Source organism: Numidum massiliense (genome assembly GCF_001375555.1).
Taxonomy (GTDB): Bacteria; Bacillota; Bacilli; order Thermoactinomycetales; family Novibacillaceae; genus Numidum; species Numidum massiliense.
In genome coordinates, this window is record NZ_CTDZ01000009.1 from 2589047 (window position 1) to 2607071 (window position 18025).

Genomic DNA, 18025 nt, shown 5'->3' on the forward strand with positions numbered 1-18025 from the left:
AAAACGACAGGCGATATTGGCTAGCGACACTGGCAATAGCGCAGTGCATACCCCCTACCGATTAGGTTCGCAGACAGACTGCTAGGAGCTGCCTCTCCTTTCGCAGACAGACGTAGAGTTGCGACACGCCTCAAGATACAACGCGCCAAGCAACGATGTCGTCTACTTGTAAAATCGCGCAAGTGGGCTGCCTTTCACGTAGTAGCCGTGCATACTTAACACAAATTCGCTAAACATCGCGTTCGCCCAAGCAAACCATTCGCGTGTGAAGTGAGTCGGGTCATCGACGTGAAAGCCTTCGTGCATTAAATGTGTCCCTGCATCTGTCCGCTGAAACGTCGCCAAAATGTCCTCGCGTTCGGCCTCGTCTGTCGCTGTCATCCCTTGCACGGCGAGGGCGATATGCCAAATGTAGTGCGGCGGCGTATGCGGACTGCCGATGCCTCGCGCCACGTCTCCCGCGTAATAAAACGGGTTTTCCACACTTAGCAAAAAGCGGCGGGTGTTTAAGTAAATGGGATCGTCCGGTGTGACATAGCCGACATACGGCATGGCGAGCAAACTGGGGACGTTCGCATCGTCCATTAAATTGTAATTGCCGCGCCCGTCCGTCTCGTACGCGTAAATCGTGCCGAACTGCGGATGTTCCACCGTACCGTACCGTTTAATCCCCGCATCAATTTCCGCCGCTAACTGCCGCGCCTCTTCTGCTAGTACCGCATCGTGCCAAACGGTGTCAGCAATTTCTGCTGCATACGCGAGCGCGACGACAGCAAACATGTTGGCCGGAATTAAATAGCCGTACGTACACGCATCGTCGCTCGGACGAAACGCCGACCACGTCATCCCCGTTTTAGCGACGAGCGGCCCTTTGCCGTCACGCGTCAGCGTATCGGAAGGACGAACGTTTTTTCGCTCGAAACGGTACGGCGACGACGCTTCGTGATCTTGCTCTGTCCGCCACAGCGCCACAATTTTGTGTACCGCGGCGCGGCACACGGCGTCTAAGTGAGCTGTCTGTCCTGTCGTTTGCCACAGTAAGTACGCCAGTTGAATCGGGTAACAGAGCGAGTCGATCTCGTACTTGCGCTCCCACACGAGTGGCGTCATAGCAGTCACATCGTCCTGAAACCCTTTGCCGTTAGCCGTCTCGTTAAAGGCGTTCGCATACGGGTCGTGTACGACGTACGCCATTTGTCGCCTGACGACTCCGGCGACGAGCGCCGCGATTTGTTCGTCTTGTGCGGCGAGGAGTAAGTAAGGACGCACTTGCGCCGCCGAATCTCGTAACCACATCGCCGGAATATCGCCCGTAATGACGAACGTCGTCCCGTCTTGTTGTGGTTGTAACGTCGTACGGTACGTATTCGTAAAACAGGCGGCAAACATTTTTGCCAGTTTCGTATCAGGTCCTACCTTTGCCGCAATGTCGTCGATGAGTGCCTGCATCACTGCGGGAATTTGTGTCGCCAAAAATTATACCTCCCGTTTGTTTTTTTGTTTTTTTTATATAGATATCGACTACAATTTGTGGCTGCCACGCGACGGCTCCACCGTCGGCTCCGCTTATGACTGCAATTCTCCTGTCGAATCGCGCACGATAAGCTCACCCGCGACGAGCACTTTTTCCGTCGGTGCATCTGGCCGACTTAGTCGCCACAGCAACAACTCTACCGCGCGCTCACCCAACCGTTCATTAGCGACCCGCACCGTCGTTAAGCGCGGTTCAGAAGGAACGTTCGCCTCAATATCGTCAAAACCGGTGACGGCACACGTTTCCGGAACGCGAATGTCCATAGCCGAAAGCACTTCTAGCAAATGGATCGCCGTCGCATCATTCGCACAGACGAAAGCGGGCGGCATCTCATCTTGCGCGGCATCCGTGCCCAGCGCCAACTGTCGACAAGCGCCCGCAAGCGATTGGCGCATAGGATCCACCATACTTGTCGCTATGCGCATCAGTTGCTCGTTTTGCCGCAAAGCAATCCCGTGAGCTTCTACACACGTACGAAAGCCAAGCCAACGGTTAAAAAAACTCTCTGCTCCGTGAATATCTCCGACGAATTGCAGTGACCGGTAGCCTAACCCAATGAGATAGTGTGTCAGTCGATACATACTGTCGAAGTTGTTCGCAAACACTGTATCACACGCCACAAGGGGGTCTTCGTGATCGACTAGCACGAACGGTATATGCGCCTTGCTCGCCTCTAGCAACAATTCTGTCGGTAAGCTGCCGACACCGATCATCCCGAGCGTCCCTTGCGGGTTTACAATTTGTGCAAAATGGTGCGGTGTCACCTCTGACACGACGATGATCCCTAACTGGCGCTCGCGCAGTGCCTCGGATATACCGGTCAAAATCCGCCCCCAGAAGAACGCGCCGTCCTCACTGTCGTGCAAACCGGGAATGACGACCGTCACGAATTGTTGCCCTGCCTTCGCAGCCGTCGGATCCTGCTCCCCCCTCGAATCTAGCCCGCTAGTCGCTGCACCCGCAGCTGTTTCTCTGGCTTCCGTTCCTACACCGTCCGCAACTTTGTCGCCATCCGCTGTGTCAGCACCTTCCGCCGCCACTTTCGTACCTTTCGCTGCTGTTTCCCCGACCTGTACCGCTCCTCCGCCCTTCGTCAAAAAGACGGGATCGACGCGGTAGCCGAGCCGTACAGCTGCCGCGATCACCCGCGCCCGCGTCGCCTCACTGACTCCTTCCTTCCCCGCCAGTGCCCGGGACACGGCATATTTGGAAACGCCAACGTCGTCGGCAATATGTTGCATCGTCACCTTTTTGCCCATTTTCCACCGCTCACCTTCCTCCGGTTAGGTCGATCGTTACGAGCTAGTCATTGATACGTCGATGGTCACATCGCGGTGTACGGCGCGTAATTGCCCGTCCTTCCGCGTCGCAAACAACAACGACCGTTCCGCCTCAAGTGAAAAAGCATACGCCACCCCTGTCGCCTGATCGATAACTTCTAATCGAGCATCACGCGCGTACTCGGAGACGAATACGAACAGTGCCCCGTCGCGAAACGACAATTTGCGGCCGAAAATACCTGGTAAATCGCCACTCCGCCACTCCAGTTCGCGTGCGACTCCCGCTTGCGCCAACGCGTAGCGGTACATCGCAGCGAGCGGTTCCGGACGCGTATTTAATTCGAGTGGCAGCGCACACCAGATAAGCCGTCCTTTCCCTAACGGGACATCCTGAACAGTGGCGTCGGGCTGATCCAGCAACGCTTCTTTCGTCACCTCAGCGATCCGCCGCTCCCCGAACGACACCGGATACAGCTGGCCGTTCAGTTCGAGCACTTCTTCGCGCCGCACGTTGCGAAGCGCTGTCTCCCCGAGGACATCCGCGAGCCGCCCCGTATGCCGCCAGTAACTATCAATACTAATCGGTCCTGTGAACAACAGCGTCGCGCCGTGTTCCCGTACAACGTGCAACAGCTTTTCCAGCGCCTCATCGGAAAAGTGATGCGCGCTCGGCACGACGATTAGTTTCGGCGGGTGCTGCGACAAGTCGTCGAGGTGATACTCCCCTAACGCGCGAAACGGCACCTTCAACTCGTAGGCGAGCGTCCGCGTCAGCGCTGTCGTCGCGTCAAAGGCGAGCGGGCGGTTAGAAAAATCATTCGTGTACGGGAAGATGGCCACGATGTCCTCCAGCTCCCGCGTGACGAATAAGTCGCGAATCGACGACATGAACGCCCCGAAATCGTAAGAGACGTCAGCTTCCGGCTTTTCCGAACCGTCGGCGCGGCAGGCGCCAATCATCGACTCGTTCGCGTTGTTCATGTAGTAGTTTGTGTTCCAAATCCACTGTACCGCTCCGGCCCCTCCAGCCGCAAACGCGTAGGCGTACTTGCGCTCCAAAATGCTCCGCAACTCAGCCTCCGATCGCTTCGCCTTCCCGTCCGGCTGTTCCACATACATAATGCCCGTCTCTTGAACGAGATTCGGTTTCGTCGGATCTTTAGTAAAAATCCCGTCCCACAGCAGCTGATCCATTAACCACCACGAATGAACCGTCGTATAATCGACCGCCTCCGCGTAAAAGAACGGCGACGGACGCTGTGCGCCGAGTGCCTCGTCTTGCCCAACTGTCACCAACTGCCCAGGGTTCGTCTCGCGAATCGAATCTGCCAGCGACTTCGCCCACTGATTGTGCATCGCCATCGTGAACAGCGTATAGTCCAACCAGACGAGACCGTTCTTCCCTGTAAGCATATCTTGCACATCAAAATTAATTTCAGTGGGTTCAGGCAAAGACACTTCGGAAAACGACGGGAGCTCTACCTCACTCATCTGCCAGCGCTCGCGCAACGCTTCCACCGTCCCGTGCCGCTGCTCTAACCAGCGGATGAACGCCGCCTTTTCGTACGGGTCGTGCAGCGAACGCGGGCCTGCGAACGTCCGTGCCGGGTCAAACAGCGACGGCTCGTTAATTAAGTCCCACTGCACGTTCGTCGTCTCACGGTGCCTAGAGGCGATTGACGTGATAAACCGTTTTTGCGCTTCGACACTGCGCGGGTCCAAATACGGGTTCGTCCCTTCCCACATCTCTGGCGTAAACGAGAAAAACGTAAACGTCACTTCTATTCCGTGCCGCTTCGCCGTCAGGACAAACGCGTCAATCGCACGCAAAATGTCTTCGCGCATGTGGCCGTCAGCTAACATCATATGGCGCCACGCTGTCCAAATGCCCGTGCGGACGAGATTGATGCCGGCGCGTTTCATTTGCGCAAAATCGCGATCCCACACGTGCGGATTCGGCAAAAACAAAAAGTAGCGCGCCACGTCAGACGTCATGTACGTCATCCCGACGACCGGAAACGGCTTGCCGTCTTTCCAAAAGTAATCCCGGTCACAGCGAAGTGGTTCGCCGGCAGACAACAGCTCGCGGTCCATCCCCCAAAAACCTTGCCGCAACAGCCGTACATCTCCCGCGTCAGACGTCGCTTTCGCCGTCACGCGGTAGAAGCCGGGGGCTATGTCGACCGGCAGCGTCACTCGTTCCATTTGCAGCACCCGCGAGGCCGCAACTGTGAGCGTTTTTGTAAAAACAGTTTCCCTGTCATTATCGCGCTGCACGTCCAATTCAACCGTCCACTGTGCCGAATCGTCGAGCGCCCCTAGCGCTTGCTGTTGCCAAAGGAGCGTCGGCCGCTCCCCGACTTCGTATGTCGCGTACGTCGTCTTTAACCACATCTCCGTCACGCCGCGCCCAGCAAAGGCAGCCCACTTTAACAGTTCCTCCACGCCGCCTCCGTCCCAAAAAGGCGCCCGCACGACTTGATTGAGGAACACCCAACGGCCGCCGGCAAACGCGCCCTTCGTATATTCCAATAGTACGGCGGGGGAAGCGACGAAGCGCCCGTCGCGCGACATCCCTTTCACCAGCGGGTAAATGCGGGCATCCATCGGACCGCTCGACCCCATCTCCTCCTCCGTGTGACTCGCCTTCGACACGTGTAAGACGAAATTGGACGTCGGTTCAACTGAGAGCAACGGCATCGCTTCCGCAAACAACGGGATATCGTCTGCCCATTCGAAGTGGTCAATCGGTTCCGGATCGACGGGCAGCACTTCGTGAATGTTCAGTTGGCGGTGGTACGTGACGTGTTCCCGCCCTTGTCGCCACACCCCGTTCTCCCAGTGACACGGTATGCGAAACGGCATACCGCCTACGTGTACCAACCCTTTTCCTTGCCGAACATGCGTTAATATAGCCGGCCACGCATCGGCGGGAAAATACGGTCCGTGCAAGAAAATCGCGCACGTCACATCCCCTTGCGTTAACGCATCTGCCAACTGCCGCGCACCGACAACTGTCACCTGCTCGCCTACTCGCTGGTCGAACGTCTCCGGGGGACGCTCCCCGTCATACGGAAAAGCCGGATCGTAAAACAGAACGACTCGATTCACGCCATACGCCTCCCTAAAAATGGATACGAGCACCTTTTTTTCCTGGATGATACGAATGCAACATAACATCCACACATAAATGACAACTCTTTTGTTAGGTTAAATAACGTTTTGTTATTATATAATTAACCATCAACCTAACTATACGTACATGACTGCAACATTGTCAATACAGTTCGCCACACGTTCAAAAAGAAATCAAAATGAGTAGCCGTTTTTTTTCCACAAAAAAAGACGAGCTAACACCACGCCGTTAAGTCGCGGTCTGCTCGTCCTCTACACGTCAATCGTCTGATCAGTTTTACTCGCGAGAAACGATTGCCTCCAACTGCCCACTCACTGTAAACGCCCCGAAGCCGTGCGGCAAAATCAAATGGTCGCCGCGCTGTAGTGGATACATTCCCGAGTCACACGTCAACTGCCCCTTACCGTCGATGACGCTCACTAACATATACGGTTCATCTTGCGTTAACGGCAACTCGCCAGTGACTGTCCACTTTTGCACCGTAAAAAAGCGGTTTTCCACAAACGTCGTCACCGTCCCCCCCGAAAAGGGCATCTCCGAACGCGCGTCCGTGCCATCGACGTGCGGCACCGTCGTCACGTCGATCGCTTTTTGCAAATGCAATTCCCGTTTGTTGCCTTCTTTGTCGACGCGGTCGTAATCGTACACGCGGTACGTCGTATCCGAGCTTTGCTGTGTCTCGAGAATGAGTGTACCGGCGCAGAGCGCGTGAATCGTCCCACTCGGCACGTACAAAAAGTCACCGGGCGCAATTTTCACCTTACAAAGCAGCTCTTCCCACTCGCCGCGGGCGATCATTTCCGCTAACTGCTCGCGCGTTTGTGCCGTATGTCCGTACACGACGTGGGCATCTGGGGCGCAGTCGATGACGTACCAACATTCCGTTTTCCCTAGCTCGCCGTTCTCGTGTGCGTGTGCATATGTGTCGTCGGGGTGCACTTGCACCGACAAATCGGCATTCGCATCGATAATTTTTGTGAGCAACGGGAACGGGCGATCGACGGCACCACTTGCACGGCAATCCGCACCTTGCTTTCGTCCGAACAGCTCGCCGTGCTGCTCCCACAACGTTCCGAGCGCCATCCCTTTATACGTTCCGGCGGCTACTGTACTCTGGCCGTGTGGATGCGCTGAAATAGCCCAACACTCACCCGTCTGTAGAGAAGGGATCTCATAGTCGAAACGGTCAGCTAGCGCCGTACCGCCCCAAATACGTTCCTTAAACACTGGCGTTAAAAAAATCGGTTCTACTCCCAACAGTTACACTCCTTACCATATCGAGTGGGCGGCGCTATGCCCGGCATACGGACCACTGCCGCCAACTCGATCATCTCCCACTAATCGTGCAAACGAATACTGATTCGAAGTTTCGCTCCTACCACCTATTTTTTGCCTAAAAACAACGCAGCTGCACCGATAAAGCCGACATCGTTGCCCAGGCTGGCCGGCACGATCTCGTACGTGCCGCGGTACGGCGCCATGACGGTTTGCGCCGTTTTTTCGCGCAAGGCGTTGAACAAAAAGTCGCCGACGTTGCTGACGCCTCCTCCGACGACGATCCGCTCAGGGTTGTACGAGTGAATAATGTTTGTAAATCCGATCGCTAAGTAATGAATCGCCTTTTCAAAAATTTCCGTAGCCACTGCGTCGCCCTGTTCTGCTGCGATAAACACGTGCTTCGCGCTGACCGGAACTTCTTCCTCAGCAGCGAGCGTCGCTATGAGCGACTCTTTTTCTTGAATCGCCGCTGCCGCATACTTGCCGATCGCCGTACCGGAAGCACACGCCTCCCAACAGCCAACAGCACCGCAACCGCACTGCGGACCGTTCGGGTCGACAATCGTATGCCCAAGCTCCCCGCCGTATGAGTCGCTACCTTCGAACAACTTCCCGTTTAGTATGAGACCGGCACCAATCCCCGTGCTGACGGTGACGTACACCATGTTTGTCGTCCCGCGTCCGGCGCCGAAGACGTACTCTCCCCACGCCGCGGCATTCGCGTCGTTCGCCACTAACACTTTTGTGCCCAGACGCGCTTCCATTTTATCTTTTAAGGGGATATTCTCCCATCCAGGTAAGTTAGGTCCGTATAAAATAACCCCTGTTTTACTGTTGAGCGGCCCGGGTGAACCTACCCCGACACCGATAATTTCCCGATCGAGTTGCACCTCGCGTACTGTTTGGGCCATCCGTTCAATGACGACGTCCGGCCCCTCATGCACAGGCGTTTCCATGCGCGTCTTTGCGACAACTTGCCCTTCCGTCGTCAGCAAAGCGGTCGCAATTTTTGTCCCTCCCAAGTCAACACCGACGATGTAACCGGGCTGTTCACGCGAGCTAACTTCTCCCATGACAACTTCTCCCCTTCAAAAAAATAATCGTGATCATCCCCACTATTCTATCATGTATACAAGCTAGTATTAGTCAATAATTGTCGAACATTTATTTCTGAACGCCTTTTTCGTGACAATGTACACCTCCTTTCTACTGTTCACGAGCAAAATTGGCTTCGCCCTCGAGGATCATCTGGCGACTCGTCCTACGTATCTGCACACGTAGCGCCGCAGTCATCGCGCAGCTCCCCGTTCATCGTGCTGTTCATCGTGTACATGTAATCGTTTTCTATGTATCATATACTTGTAAACTATATTCTACCGTTGAAAGGAGTACGTATGAACAACTACCATCTTGCACTCATTCCCGGCGACGGGATCGGCGTCGAAGTCATTCGCGAAGGGCAAAAAGCGCTAAACACACTTGCCGAGGTACACGGCGGCTTTTCCGTGGAATACCGGGATTTTCCTTGGAGCTGCGAATATTACTTAAAGCACGGGGCGATGATGCCGGAAGACGGACTGGAGCAACTAAAGCCGTTCGACGCCATTTATTTGGGCGCAGTCGGGTTCCCTGGCGTGGCAGACCATGTGTCTCTGTGGGGATTGCTACTGCCGATTAGGCGCGCCTTTCAGCAATACATTAATTTGCGCCCAGTGAAATTGTTGCGCGGCCTCACGAGCGTACTGCGTGACCGGGACGCACGAGATATCGACTTTCTTGTCGTACGCGAAAATAACGAAGGGGAGTACTCGAATATCGGGGGGCGCATTTACGAAGGGACACCGCAAGAAACAGTCGTCCAAAATGCCGTCTTCACGCGTTTTGGCGTCGAGCGCGTCCTAAGCTACGCCTATGAACTCGCGCGCAAAAGTCCCGGGAAACGCCTCACGGCTGCGACAAAGTCCAACGGCATTACGTATACAATGCCGTTTTGGGACGAAGTCGTCCAATCGTACGCAGAACAGTACCCGGACGTCACGACATCCGTGACGCACATCGACGCCTTGGCCGCGTTTTTCGTAAGTTCTCCACAACAGTTCGACGTCGTCGTCGCCTCTAACTTGTTCGGGGACATTTTAACCGACTTAGGCGCGGCAATTGCCGGAGGTCTCGGCGTCGCGCCGTCAGCCAACCTCAACCCGGAAAAACAGTTCCCGTCCATGTTTGAACCGGTGCACGGATCGGCACCAGACATCGCCGGCCGCGGCATCGCCAACCCGATTGCAGCCCTGTGGACCGCGAGTATGATGCTCGACCACTTAGGAGAAACGGAGTCGGCCGCGTTACTGTTAGCGAGTATCGAAGACGTTATCGAGGCGAAACGAGTGCTCACTCCCGACCTCGGCGGCACCGCGACGACGAGCGACTTCGGCGACGCCGTCTGCGAACAGATTAAACAGCGTGCGCGCTAGCTCAAGAGGAGCATAATACCCATCACAGCAGCTTTTACAGCGAAAACGACGGCATTAGCTGCGAAGACCGGTTGACAAAGGACAGTTAAGTAGTACAAAAAAATAGCACAAAAAGTGGGAAATTGGCACAATACACGCGTTGTTAACAGTACAAACGCGTTGCGCAAACGTACAAAAGGCAACAGAGTCCACCTCTTGTTGCCTTCGTCTGTCCTTGGAACAATTCTACGTCGAACGGAGATCGATCAAAATGCGAAACGCGAGAAACGAAAAGATGAGACTAAACACACCGTTCCAAATATTCTCAAAGTAAAACTGTAACCCGGAATTGGCCAAAAAACAAAGGGCGATGAACAAGTACATTCCTTTCGAGAACGGTTTCCCCTTGAGCGCCCAGAAAAATAGCAGAAAGAAGAGGGCAATCAAAAAATCGTAAATTGCCCCTGCGGGATCCGAATTTAAACGGACGATCCCTAGCGTGACGAATAAAATGACAACAAAACCGTAAAGGTTGAACATTTAAACACCTCTCACCTAACCACCTGCCACAAGTATACCTTCGCGCAGCAGTTGCACACAACCTCGCTTCATCTGTGCGAGTAACTACCGCCACTCGCGACTTTGATCGCGGGCTATACGTAACCCTGCACGTATTAACCGCGAAGCTACCGACAGCAGAAACTGAGCATTAGCGTACCCGATTAGCGTGTCTCGTGCAACATCGTAGCTAACTTTCGCGCCAACGCGGCCCATCTTTCGCCCGTCTCCGTCTGTGTCAATACAGCGATTTGCCCGTCGTAATGTTGGGTCACTTGCTCTTTTATTCGCTGCTGTAACTGTACGACGTTCTTGTCCAGCTGCTCGCTGTAGTACTTCGAAAACTTCGATGCGTACTGTACCGTAAAGTCGCCCATCACAACGGTAAACTGTCTCTCGAATGCCTCGTACAAACGCTTCTTTCCTTCTCCCTCAAAAAAGTCCTTCGCATTTTTAAAATGTTTTAGCGCTGGTGCAAAATCAGCCGTCGGCACCGTGAAGGGCTCGCGCAGCCAAGCAGGCTCCGCAGTCGCCGGAAAATCGTAAGATACTAACCAGTCGGCCTCCTGATCCTCACCGATCCCTTGCGCAAGTTGACGAAATAAATGCTGCCCACTTCTTGCGAGTGCTTTGTCAACACGGAGTGACGTCGCCAATAGTTCTTGCAGTATCGCTTTCTCGATCGCGGTAAGTAAGTCCCGTAAACATTCCGCGAGATGCCCTTTATGGTTACGCCCATCTCTAAAAACGGCGGGGTTAAACGTTTCATTGATTCTCTCTGGCAACTGGTAAAAAAAGCGCTGCTTTACGTAGTATAACAGTTCTTGCACGTCTTGGGTCAACCTTAGCCGCTCAGCCTGCCAATCGAGTTGCTCGACAACGGCGAGCGCGCGTTGTCGCTCCATGTTTATGGCAGAAATTTGGCGTTCTCGCTCCGCTTTGTCTTGGTTCGCCGCTTGCGCATACCCGTCGATGACGCGCTTGGTGCGTGCGACCTCACTTTTTGCTCCCGTTAGCGCCAACTCGGCTAACTCCACAATCGCGGTCCGCATAAAATCGGTAAAGAAGGAGGTGAATCCCGTGCGACGTAGCCCTGCTGCTTCGTCGACCGATTGCACCGGCGATAAACCGAGGCGCCGCCGCATTTCCTTTTCTGCCGCCGCAGGCAACTTTCCGCGAACGGCTTGCTTCACCCAGAGCGCCGTTTGGCTCGATAGCGCGTATAGCCGCGGCTCAGAAATGCCGCATGCTGTCAGCTCTCTCGCGACGTAATCCCGTACGCCGTCCAACTCCGCCGCCGTTCGCGCCAAATCGGCCGCATTAATGATGAACCACATTTTGTCTAGTTCGAAGGCGCTCTTCACGCGTCCGAGTTGTTCCAAAAAGGCGCGGTCCGCTTGGGCAAACGCATGGTTGTAATACGTCACAAACACGATAGCGTCGGCATTTTTAATGTAATCAAAAGCCACCCCCGTATGCCGTGCGTTCACTGAATCGGCGCCGGGCGTATCGACGAGTTGCACCCCGGCACGCGTGAGCGGGCAGTCGACGTACACGTCGATCGACTCGACAAAGCACGCTTGCTCCTCGTTCGCGACGTATCCCGCATACGCCGCCCAATCGACGAGCCGCTCGCGTCCGAGGTAAGGGGCACTCTCCTCCCAACCGGCAACGACTGCACGCAAAAAGGCCAAATGCGGTTTCGCACTCGCCCGCGTCGACTTTTTGTACAGCCGTTCGACGCGCCGCCGCAATTTGTTTATGTGGATCCCCGTCTCCGCCTCACTTTGCAATCGTGCGTCGACCTTTTGTTCACCGTCGCGAGATTTTGTGTCGTCGGAGTAAAATAGGTCGGTACAATCTGTCTCGCCAAAAACGGCAAGCGAGGCGGCAATATCTTCACTTAGGTTGCGCACTGATTTAAACGTAATGCGCGCCGTTCCGTGGGGATGCGTTTCACGCGGCGGCACGATGCGGTTAACCGCCGCTGTCGTCGGGTTCGGGGAGACAGGTAACACAGCTTGTCCGATCATTGCATTGGCGAAGGACGACTTGCCCGCACTGAAAGCGCCAAACAAGGCAACGGTCATTTCTTTCTGTCGCAACCGTTCGGCCCGCTCCCGCAGCGCCTTTTCCATCGCCTGTAGCCCAACCTTACCGCTAATAAGCTCAGCGGTCTGCTCTAGTAGTCTCCCGGCCTGCTGTAGCGGCGCCGTCGTTCCACTTGTCACATCGCACGCGTCGTTAGCCCCGACTGCTTCGATAGCTTCAGTAATACCTTCAGTAATACCTTCAGTAACAACTTCAGTAATTGCTTCTCGAGCCGCAGCGGTTTTTTCCTCTCCCGCTGCACCACATCCTTCACTGCCTGTCGCGTCATCCCCGCTTGTTTCATCGCCGTCAGCTCCGCCTGTGCCAGCCGCAGCGGCGGAAGAAGTCCCGGCCGTAGAGGGTACAGCGGCACTTTGGTTGGTCCTATTGGGGAGGGCCGCCGTCGCAAGTGCATGCGCCTCTCCCGAATGCGCCCCCGTTAACTGTGCCAACCAGTCGCGAAAGTCGCGTGCAGGCGATTTTTCCGTCCCCTCTTCACCGCGGTCGCCGTATACCTTACTCGACCAAAGCGTGTGCAACGTTGTGATCGCCTCGTCTACCGCCTCGTCGAGGCGCGATAGCTGTTCCTGTGCCCCGACGACGTTAGCGAAGTGCGCAAGCTCCGTACGTAGCGTTTTTTCGACCTTAAGCATTTGTTTCGTTTTGGCCTCAACGGCTTGCTCAATAATTGTCTCGGCCGCTAACTTGTAACGGCGCTTTACCGCTGAAGCAAGCTGCTCCATATACGTGAGCACGTACGTGTCTGACGTCGTACCGCCTTGCACTTGCTCGGCGAGCCAGCTCTCATCCAGGGGCACTTCTAGCGCATAAACGACTTCCTCAAATGCGGCATCAGCGATCTCTGCCTCGCGCGCGAGGCGAATGAGCATCTCTTTGACGTGCCAGTCGATATGTGCCTGCACTTTTTGCCTAAAACTGTCGACAAAGGTGGTCAAACGCCGTTCCCGCTCTTGTTCCGTCTTCTTACCGGCAAACAGCCAGCCCGCTCTAAACCCAGGCTGTCGGCTCTCTAAGTAATGTTTCGCCAACTCCCGCGTCTCGTACGGCGTAATCGGCGCATTTTGCAACAGTTTTGCTACGTCGTCTTTCATCTGTGCCTCGAGCTCGTCTGGCGCTTGACGCACGTGTTCCAGTTGCTGTCGGGTGTGCGCGACTTTCCCGAGTTCGCCTTCGCCAGCAGCGACGACAGCTGCATATGTATCGCGCTCCCCACGCTGGCGATCCCCCAGCCAGCGGCGGTGTTGTGCGATTAACTCTCGTACCGCACGGTCAGTCGCTTGTTGCAACCAGTCGGCACGACTCAAGACTAGCTCCTGGAGCAATTCCTTAAACGACGTAAACTGATTCAAGTCGTGATCCGGAGCGACGAGCGACGTAAAGTAGACAGCAGCGGGTGCCGCCCCCCAATCGCGAAACGACGCATCGATGCGTGCACAGTACTCACTGAACGGAATTTCCCACTCCTGATGTTTGTCAATTTGATTCACGACCCATAGGACTGCTTTACCACGTTCTTGCAACATGCGCGTAAACTGAAAATTCACTTCCGACTGCACGTGGTTGTAATCGGTCACGTACACGATGATGTCCGCAAGGTGTAAGGCAGCTTCAGTGGCGGCGCGGTGCGCCTCGTCCGTCGAATCGACTCCGGGCGTATCGAGTATAGCCACCCCTTCAGGCCAATCGGTTAGCGGCAGCGTTACTTGTACCGCTTCCACTTGCTCGCCGTCGCGCAAATAGCCGTCGAGGGTAGACACATCAGTGAGCGGAACCGTCCGCTCCACGCCGTCCTTTAAGCAAACTGTCACTTTCTCCTCGCCCTTACGCACATAGACGATGTTCGCACTCGTCGGGATCGGTCCAGACGATAACACTTCCTTGCCAATTAACGTATTTATAAACGTCGATTTACCAGCCGAAAAATGCCCGCAAAACGCAATATACAGCTCATCTAGCGCCGCTTTCTCCGCTAACTGAGCAAACTGGTGGGCAGTGACGTCGTCACCAGCATTTTCTATTTCTTGCGCTAACACCTGTAACGCCTCGCCTATGACACCGTTATTACTATTTGTCGTATCTTCTACCTTCAGCGCAATCTGCACAGCTATCACCAAATCTTACATGATATTGTTTTGCCACAAGGCTATAAACGGTACGAATGAGTACATACATCACGCGCAACGACTAACGTTAACGAAATGGACACACATTAGGATACATTATATAACTTTAAATGCACGATGTCCTCCTTTACCACACAAAAGAACTCCTTTGCGCCCCGAAGAGCGTCAAAGGAGTTCTTATGACTTACTTTCATGACTTACTTCGCCCTATATGTCCTGTATGTCCTTAACGATCGAGCGCTTCCCGCAACAGTTTGTTCACCATTTGCGGGTTGGCTTGTCCTTTCGTCGCCTTCATCACTTGGCCGACGAGGAAACCGAGTGCGCGGCCTTTGCCGTTTTTGTAGTCCTCCACCGATTGCGGGTTGGCTGCGACCACATCGGAAACAATTTCTTTCAACTTTCCTTCGTCACTAATTTGGACGAGCCCTTTTTCCTTGACGATTTGCTCCGGATCGCCGCCGTGGGCAACCATTTCTTTGAACACTTTTTTAGCGATCTTCGAACTAATCGTCCCTTTGTCGATAAGAGCAATCATTTTACCCAAACCGGCGGCCGTGAGCGGCACGTCTTCCACTTCTAAGTCGTTGGCGTTCAAGTGGGCGGACAGTTCACCCATAATCCAGTTAGCGACCGCTTTCGCATCGTCTGTCTCCGTCAAGCACTCGTCAAAAAAGTCGGCGAGTGATTTGGAGGCAGTGATGACACCCGCGTCGTAAGACGACAACCCGTACTGCTCCGTGTACCGCTTTTGCCGCGCGTCGGGTAGCTCGGGAATCGACTCGCGTACGCGTTCTTTCCACTCATCGTCCACGTACAGCGTGACGAGATCCGGTTCAGGAAAGTAACGGTAGTCGTGTGCTTCCTCTTTCGAGCGCATCGAAATCGTTTTGTTGCTCGCTTCATCGTAGCGGCGCGTCTCTTGAACGACTGTGCCCCCTTCGTTAAGCACGTGGGCTTGCCGTTTTTCTTCGTACTCTAGCCCCCGTTGCACCGCGCGGAACGAGTTCATGTTTTTAATTTCTGCCTTCGTACCGAACGCTTCCGTCCCCCGCTCGCGCAAACTAATGTTGGCGTCACAGCGTAAGGAGCCTTCTTCCATCTTCACGTCAGAAACACCGGTGTACTGCATAATCGCCTTCAGTTTTTCCAAGTAGGCACGCGCTTCTTCCGGCGAGCGCATGTCCGGTTCCGACACAATTTCGATCAGCGGCATCCCCGCGCGGTCGATGTCGACGAGCGACGCCGCCTCGCCGTCGGCGTGAATGAGCTTTCCCGCATCTTCTTCCATGTGCACGCGATTAATGCGAATTTTTTTTCGCTCGCCGTTTACCTCAATTTCGATCCAACCGTTTTGGCCAATCGGCTGTGCAAACTGCGAGATTTGGTAAGCTTTCGGATTATCCGGGTAAAAGTAGTTTTTGCGGTCAAACGTACTTTCTGTCGCAATGTCGCAGTTGAGCGCCATCGCCGCCTTTATCGCGAGCTCCACCGCCTGCCGGTTCAGCACTGGCAGCGTCCCCGGGTGTGCCAGACAGATCGGGCACGTGTGCGTGTTTGGGGGGGCGCCGAACTCGGTGGAACAACCACAAAAAATTTTCGATTGAGTTGCCAGTTCAACGTGTACTTCAAGTCCTACGACTGTTTCAAACTGTTTCATTAGGCAACGCCTCCCTACAACGCCGGCCGTTGCCGGTGGTAATCAGTATGTTGTTCATATGCATGCGCGACACGCAAGACCGTTGCGTCGTCAAACGCCTTCCCGATAATTTGCAACCCGACAGGCAAACCGTCTGCCAAACCACACGGCACGCTAATCGCGGGCAGACCTGCTAAGTTGGCAGGAATTGTACAGTAATCGGCTAAATAGGCATTTACCGGATCCATTTTTTCGCCAATACCGTAAGCCGGGGTCGGTGCTGTCGGCCCGACGATGCAATCGTATGTTGCGAACAGTTCCTCGAACTCGCGCCGGATGAGCGTGCGCACTTTTTGCGCTTTTAAGTAGTAGGCATCGTAATAGTCAGAGCTGAGTGCGTATGTCCCGAGGATAATGCGCTGCTTTACTTCGCTGCCGAAACCTTCGCTACGCGTCTGCTTGTACATGTCTAGCAAGTCATTTGCCTCGGTCGCCCGCATCCCGTAGCGCACGCCGTCAAAGCGCGCCAAGTTCGACGATGCTTCCGCCGAGCCGAGCAACATGTACACAGCAACAGCGTGCTCGGAATGTGGTAAAGATACTTCTTCCCACTGTGCACCGAGCCCCTCAAGCGCGCTGAGCGCCTCTTGCACGCGCGCTTTCACTTGCGGGTCGATCCCGTCGCCGAGCAATTCTTTCGGAACGGCAATTTTTAGCCCTTTAATGTCGCCCGTCAACTGCCGGGCGTAGTTCGGAATGTCTACCTTCGCCGACGTCGAGTCGCGCTCATCGTGTCCAGCAATCGCTTGTAGTACGTAGGCTGCGTCTTCCACGTTTTTCGTAATCGGCCCAATTTGGTCTAACGAGGAAGCGAAGGCAACCAACCCGAAGCGAGAAACGAGCCCATACGTCGGCTTTAAACCGACGACGCCGCAAAAAGCGGCCGGTTGGCGAATCGACCCGCCCGTATCGGAGCCTAGGCTAAAGGTCACTTCGCCCGCTGCAACGGCCGCCGCAGACCCACCACTCGAGCCACCTGGCACCCGCTCGACGTTCCACGGGTTGCGCGTCTTATGGAATGCCGACGTTTCCGTACCCGTCCCCATCGCAAATTCGTCCATGTTCAATTTACCGATCGTTACCGTTCCAGCGGCGTTCAGCTTTTCCACGACCGTCGCGTCGTAAACGGGCGTAAAATTCTCGAGCATTTTACTTGCACACGTCATCTTCATGCCTGCCGTACTTAAGTTGTCTTTCAACCCGACAGGAAGACCGGCGAGCGGTGCGCGTTCGTCCCCGCTTTTGCGCTGTGCGTCGAGCTGTGCGTCGACCTCTTTTGCCCGCACACGCGCCCCTTCTTCGTCGACAAGCAAAAACGCTTGGACGTCTGGCTCAACTTCTTTAATGCGAGCGAGAGAAGCGTCGACTAAGTCCGTCGCCGTAAGTTCCCCGCCGTCCATCCGTTTATGTAACTCCCGCAAAGGTAAGTTTAAAAGTGACATGTTTTACGACTCCTCCTTCTACTCCTCGAATACAGACGGCACTTTGAACTGTCCGTCCTGTGCGTCGGGCGCGTTCGCTAACGCCGTTTCCCGAGGCAACGACGGCTTAACCTCATCTTCGCGCAACGCATTTTTTAACGCCAGTACGTGTGTCGTCGGCGGTACGCCTTCCGTATCCACTTCATTTAGTTTTTCCGCAAAATGTAAAATCTCGTTTAGCTGTTCTTGAAACTGCGCGCATTCCGCGTCGCTCAATGTCAAACGGGCCAACTCGGCCACGCGCCTAACTTCTTCTTTGGAAATGCTCACTCTCTCCACCTCCAAGTAGGTACTTACCCATCTAAAAATTATAAACGATTGTCCGCTTTGATGCTAGTTCGGAAGGATGGAGCGATGTGAGAAGGAACTGGATG

At 54.7% G+C, this 18025-nt stretch carries 11 protein-coding genes; 1 reads left to right on the plus strand and 10 read right to left on the minus strand.

The annotated features are described in order from the left end of the window. Positions 1–162: 162 nt before the first annotated feature. From BN1247_RS12155 to BN1247_RS12175, 5 genes are all read right to left on the minus strand, one after another. Complete coding sequence (locus BN1247_RS12155; RefSeq protein WP_147675246.1) at positions 163–1473, minus strand: glycoside hydrolase family 125 protein; 1311 nt, start codon at positions 1471–1473, stop codon at positions 163–165. Between the two features lie 93 nt (positions 1474–1566). Next, entirely contained in the window at positions 1567–2793 is a 1227-nt protein-coding gene (locus BN1247_RS12160; RefSeq protein WP_054950631.1) for a LacI family DNA-binding transcriptional regulator, read from the minus strand. 36 nt (positions 2794–2829) lie between these two features. After that, positions 2830–5925: a beta-galactosidase gene (locus tag BN1247_RS12165; RefSeq protein ID WP_054951634.1), complete on the minus strand. Its 3096-nt coding sequence runs from the start codon at positions 5923–5925 to the stop codon at positions 2830–2832. A 301-nt stretch (positions 5926–6226) separates the two neighbouring features. Next, positions 6227–7207 carry a mannose-6-phosphate isomerase, class I gene (gene manA / locus BN1247_RS12170; RefSeq protein ID WP_054950632.1) on the minus strand — a complete coding sequence of 327 codons (981 nt, stop codon included), beginning with the start codon at positions 7205–7207 and terminating at the stop codon, positions 6227–6229. Positions 7208–7332: 125 nt separating this feature from the next. After that, complete coding sequence (locus BN1247_RS12175) at positions 7333–8301, minus strand: ROK family protein (protein WP_054950633.1); 969 nt, start codon at positions 8299–8301, stop codon at positions 7333–7335. 321 nt (positions 8302–8622) lie between these two features. On the opposite strand from BN1247_RS12175, the gene BN1247_RS12180 reads away from it, so the two are divergent. Further along, a complete protein-coding gene (locus BN1247_RS12180) occupies positions 8623–9699 on the plus strand; it encodes a tartrate dehydrogenase (RefSeq protein WP_054950634.1) in 1077 nt (358 codons plus the stop codon). A 225-nt stretch (positions 9700–9924) separates the two neighbouring features. Here BN1247_RS12180 and BN1247_RS12190 read toward each other — a convergent pair whose 3' ends face one another. From BN1247_RS12190 to gatC, 5 genes are all read right to left on the minus strand, one after another. Next, the gene (locus BN1247_RS12190) at positions 9925–10218 is read right to left on the minus strand and encodes a hypothetical protein (protein WP_054950636.1); all 294 of its coding nucleotides are present in this window, start codon (positions 10216–10218) and stop codon (positions 9925–9927) included. A gap of 182 nt (positions 10219–10400) precedes the next feature. After that, positions 10401–14459 (minus strand): dynamin family protein, encoded by a 4059-nt coding sequence (locus tag BN1247_RS12195; protein WP_187119781.1) that lies wholly within the window; start codon positions 14457–14459, stop codon positions 10401–10403. A gap of 238 nt (positions 14460–14697) precedes the next feature. Further along, positions 14698–16131 (minus strand): Asp-tRNA(Asn)/Glu-tRNA(Gln) amidotransferase subunit GatB, encoded by a 1434-nt coding sequence (gene gatB, locus BN1247_RS12200; RefSeq protein ID WP_054950638.1) that lies wholly within the window; start codon positions 16129–16131, stop codon positions 14698–14700. Between the two features lie 14 nt (positions 16132–16145). After that, positions 16146–17612 carry an Asp-tRNA(Asn)/Glu-tRNA(Gln) amidotransferase subunit GatA gene (gene gatA, locus BN1247_RS12205; RefSeq protein ID WP_054950639.1) on the minus strand — a complete coding sequence of 489 codons (1467 nt, stop codon included), beginning with the start codon at positions 17610–17612 and terminating at the stop codon, positions 16146–16148. Between the two features lie 18 nt (positions 17613–17630). Continuing rightward, entirely contained in the window at positions 17631–17921 is a 291-nt protein-coding gene (gene gatC / locus BN1247_RS12210) for an Asp-tRNA(Asn)/Glu-tRNA(Gln) amidotransferase subunit GatC (RefSeq protein WP_390622048.1), read from the minus strand. Positions 17922–18025: the final 104 nt, after the last annotated feature.

What these genes read in the sequence shown, in the direction of transcription:
- BN1247_RS12190 (WP_054950636.1), bottom strand. Translation starts at nt 10,218, where the DNA reads ATGTTCAACCTTTACGGTTTTGTTGTCATTTTATTCGTCACGCTAGGG.
- gatB (WP_054950638.1), bottom strand. Translation starts at nt 16,131, where the DNA reads ATGAAACAGTTTGAAACAGTCGTAGGACTTGAAGTACACGTTGAACTG.
- BN1247_RS12160 (WP_054950631.1), bottom strand. Translation starts at nt 2,793, where the DNA reads ATGGGCAAAAAGGTGACGATGCAACATATTGCCGACGACGTTGGCGTT.
- BN1247_RS12175 (WP_054950633.1), bottom strand. Translation starts at nt 8,301, where the DNA reads ATGGGAGAAGTTAGCTCGCGTGAACAGCCCGGTTACATCGTCGGTGTT.
- gatA (WP_054950639.1), bottom strand. Translation starts at nt 17,612, where the DNA reads ATGTCACTTTTAAACTTACCTTTGCGGGAGTTACATAAACGGATGGAC.
- BN1247_RS12180 (WP_054950634.1), top strand. Translation starts at nt 8,623, where the DNA reads ATGAACAACTACCATCTTGCACTCATTCCCGGCGACGGGATCGGCGTC.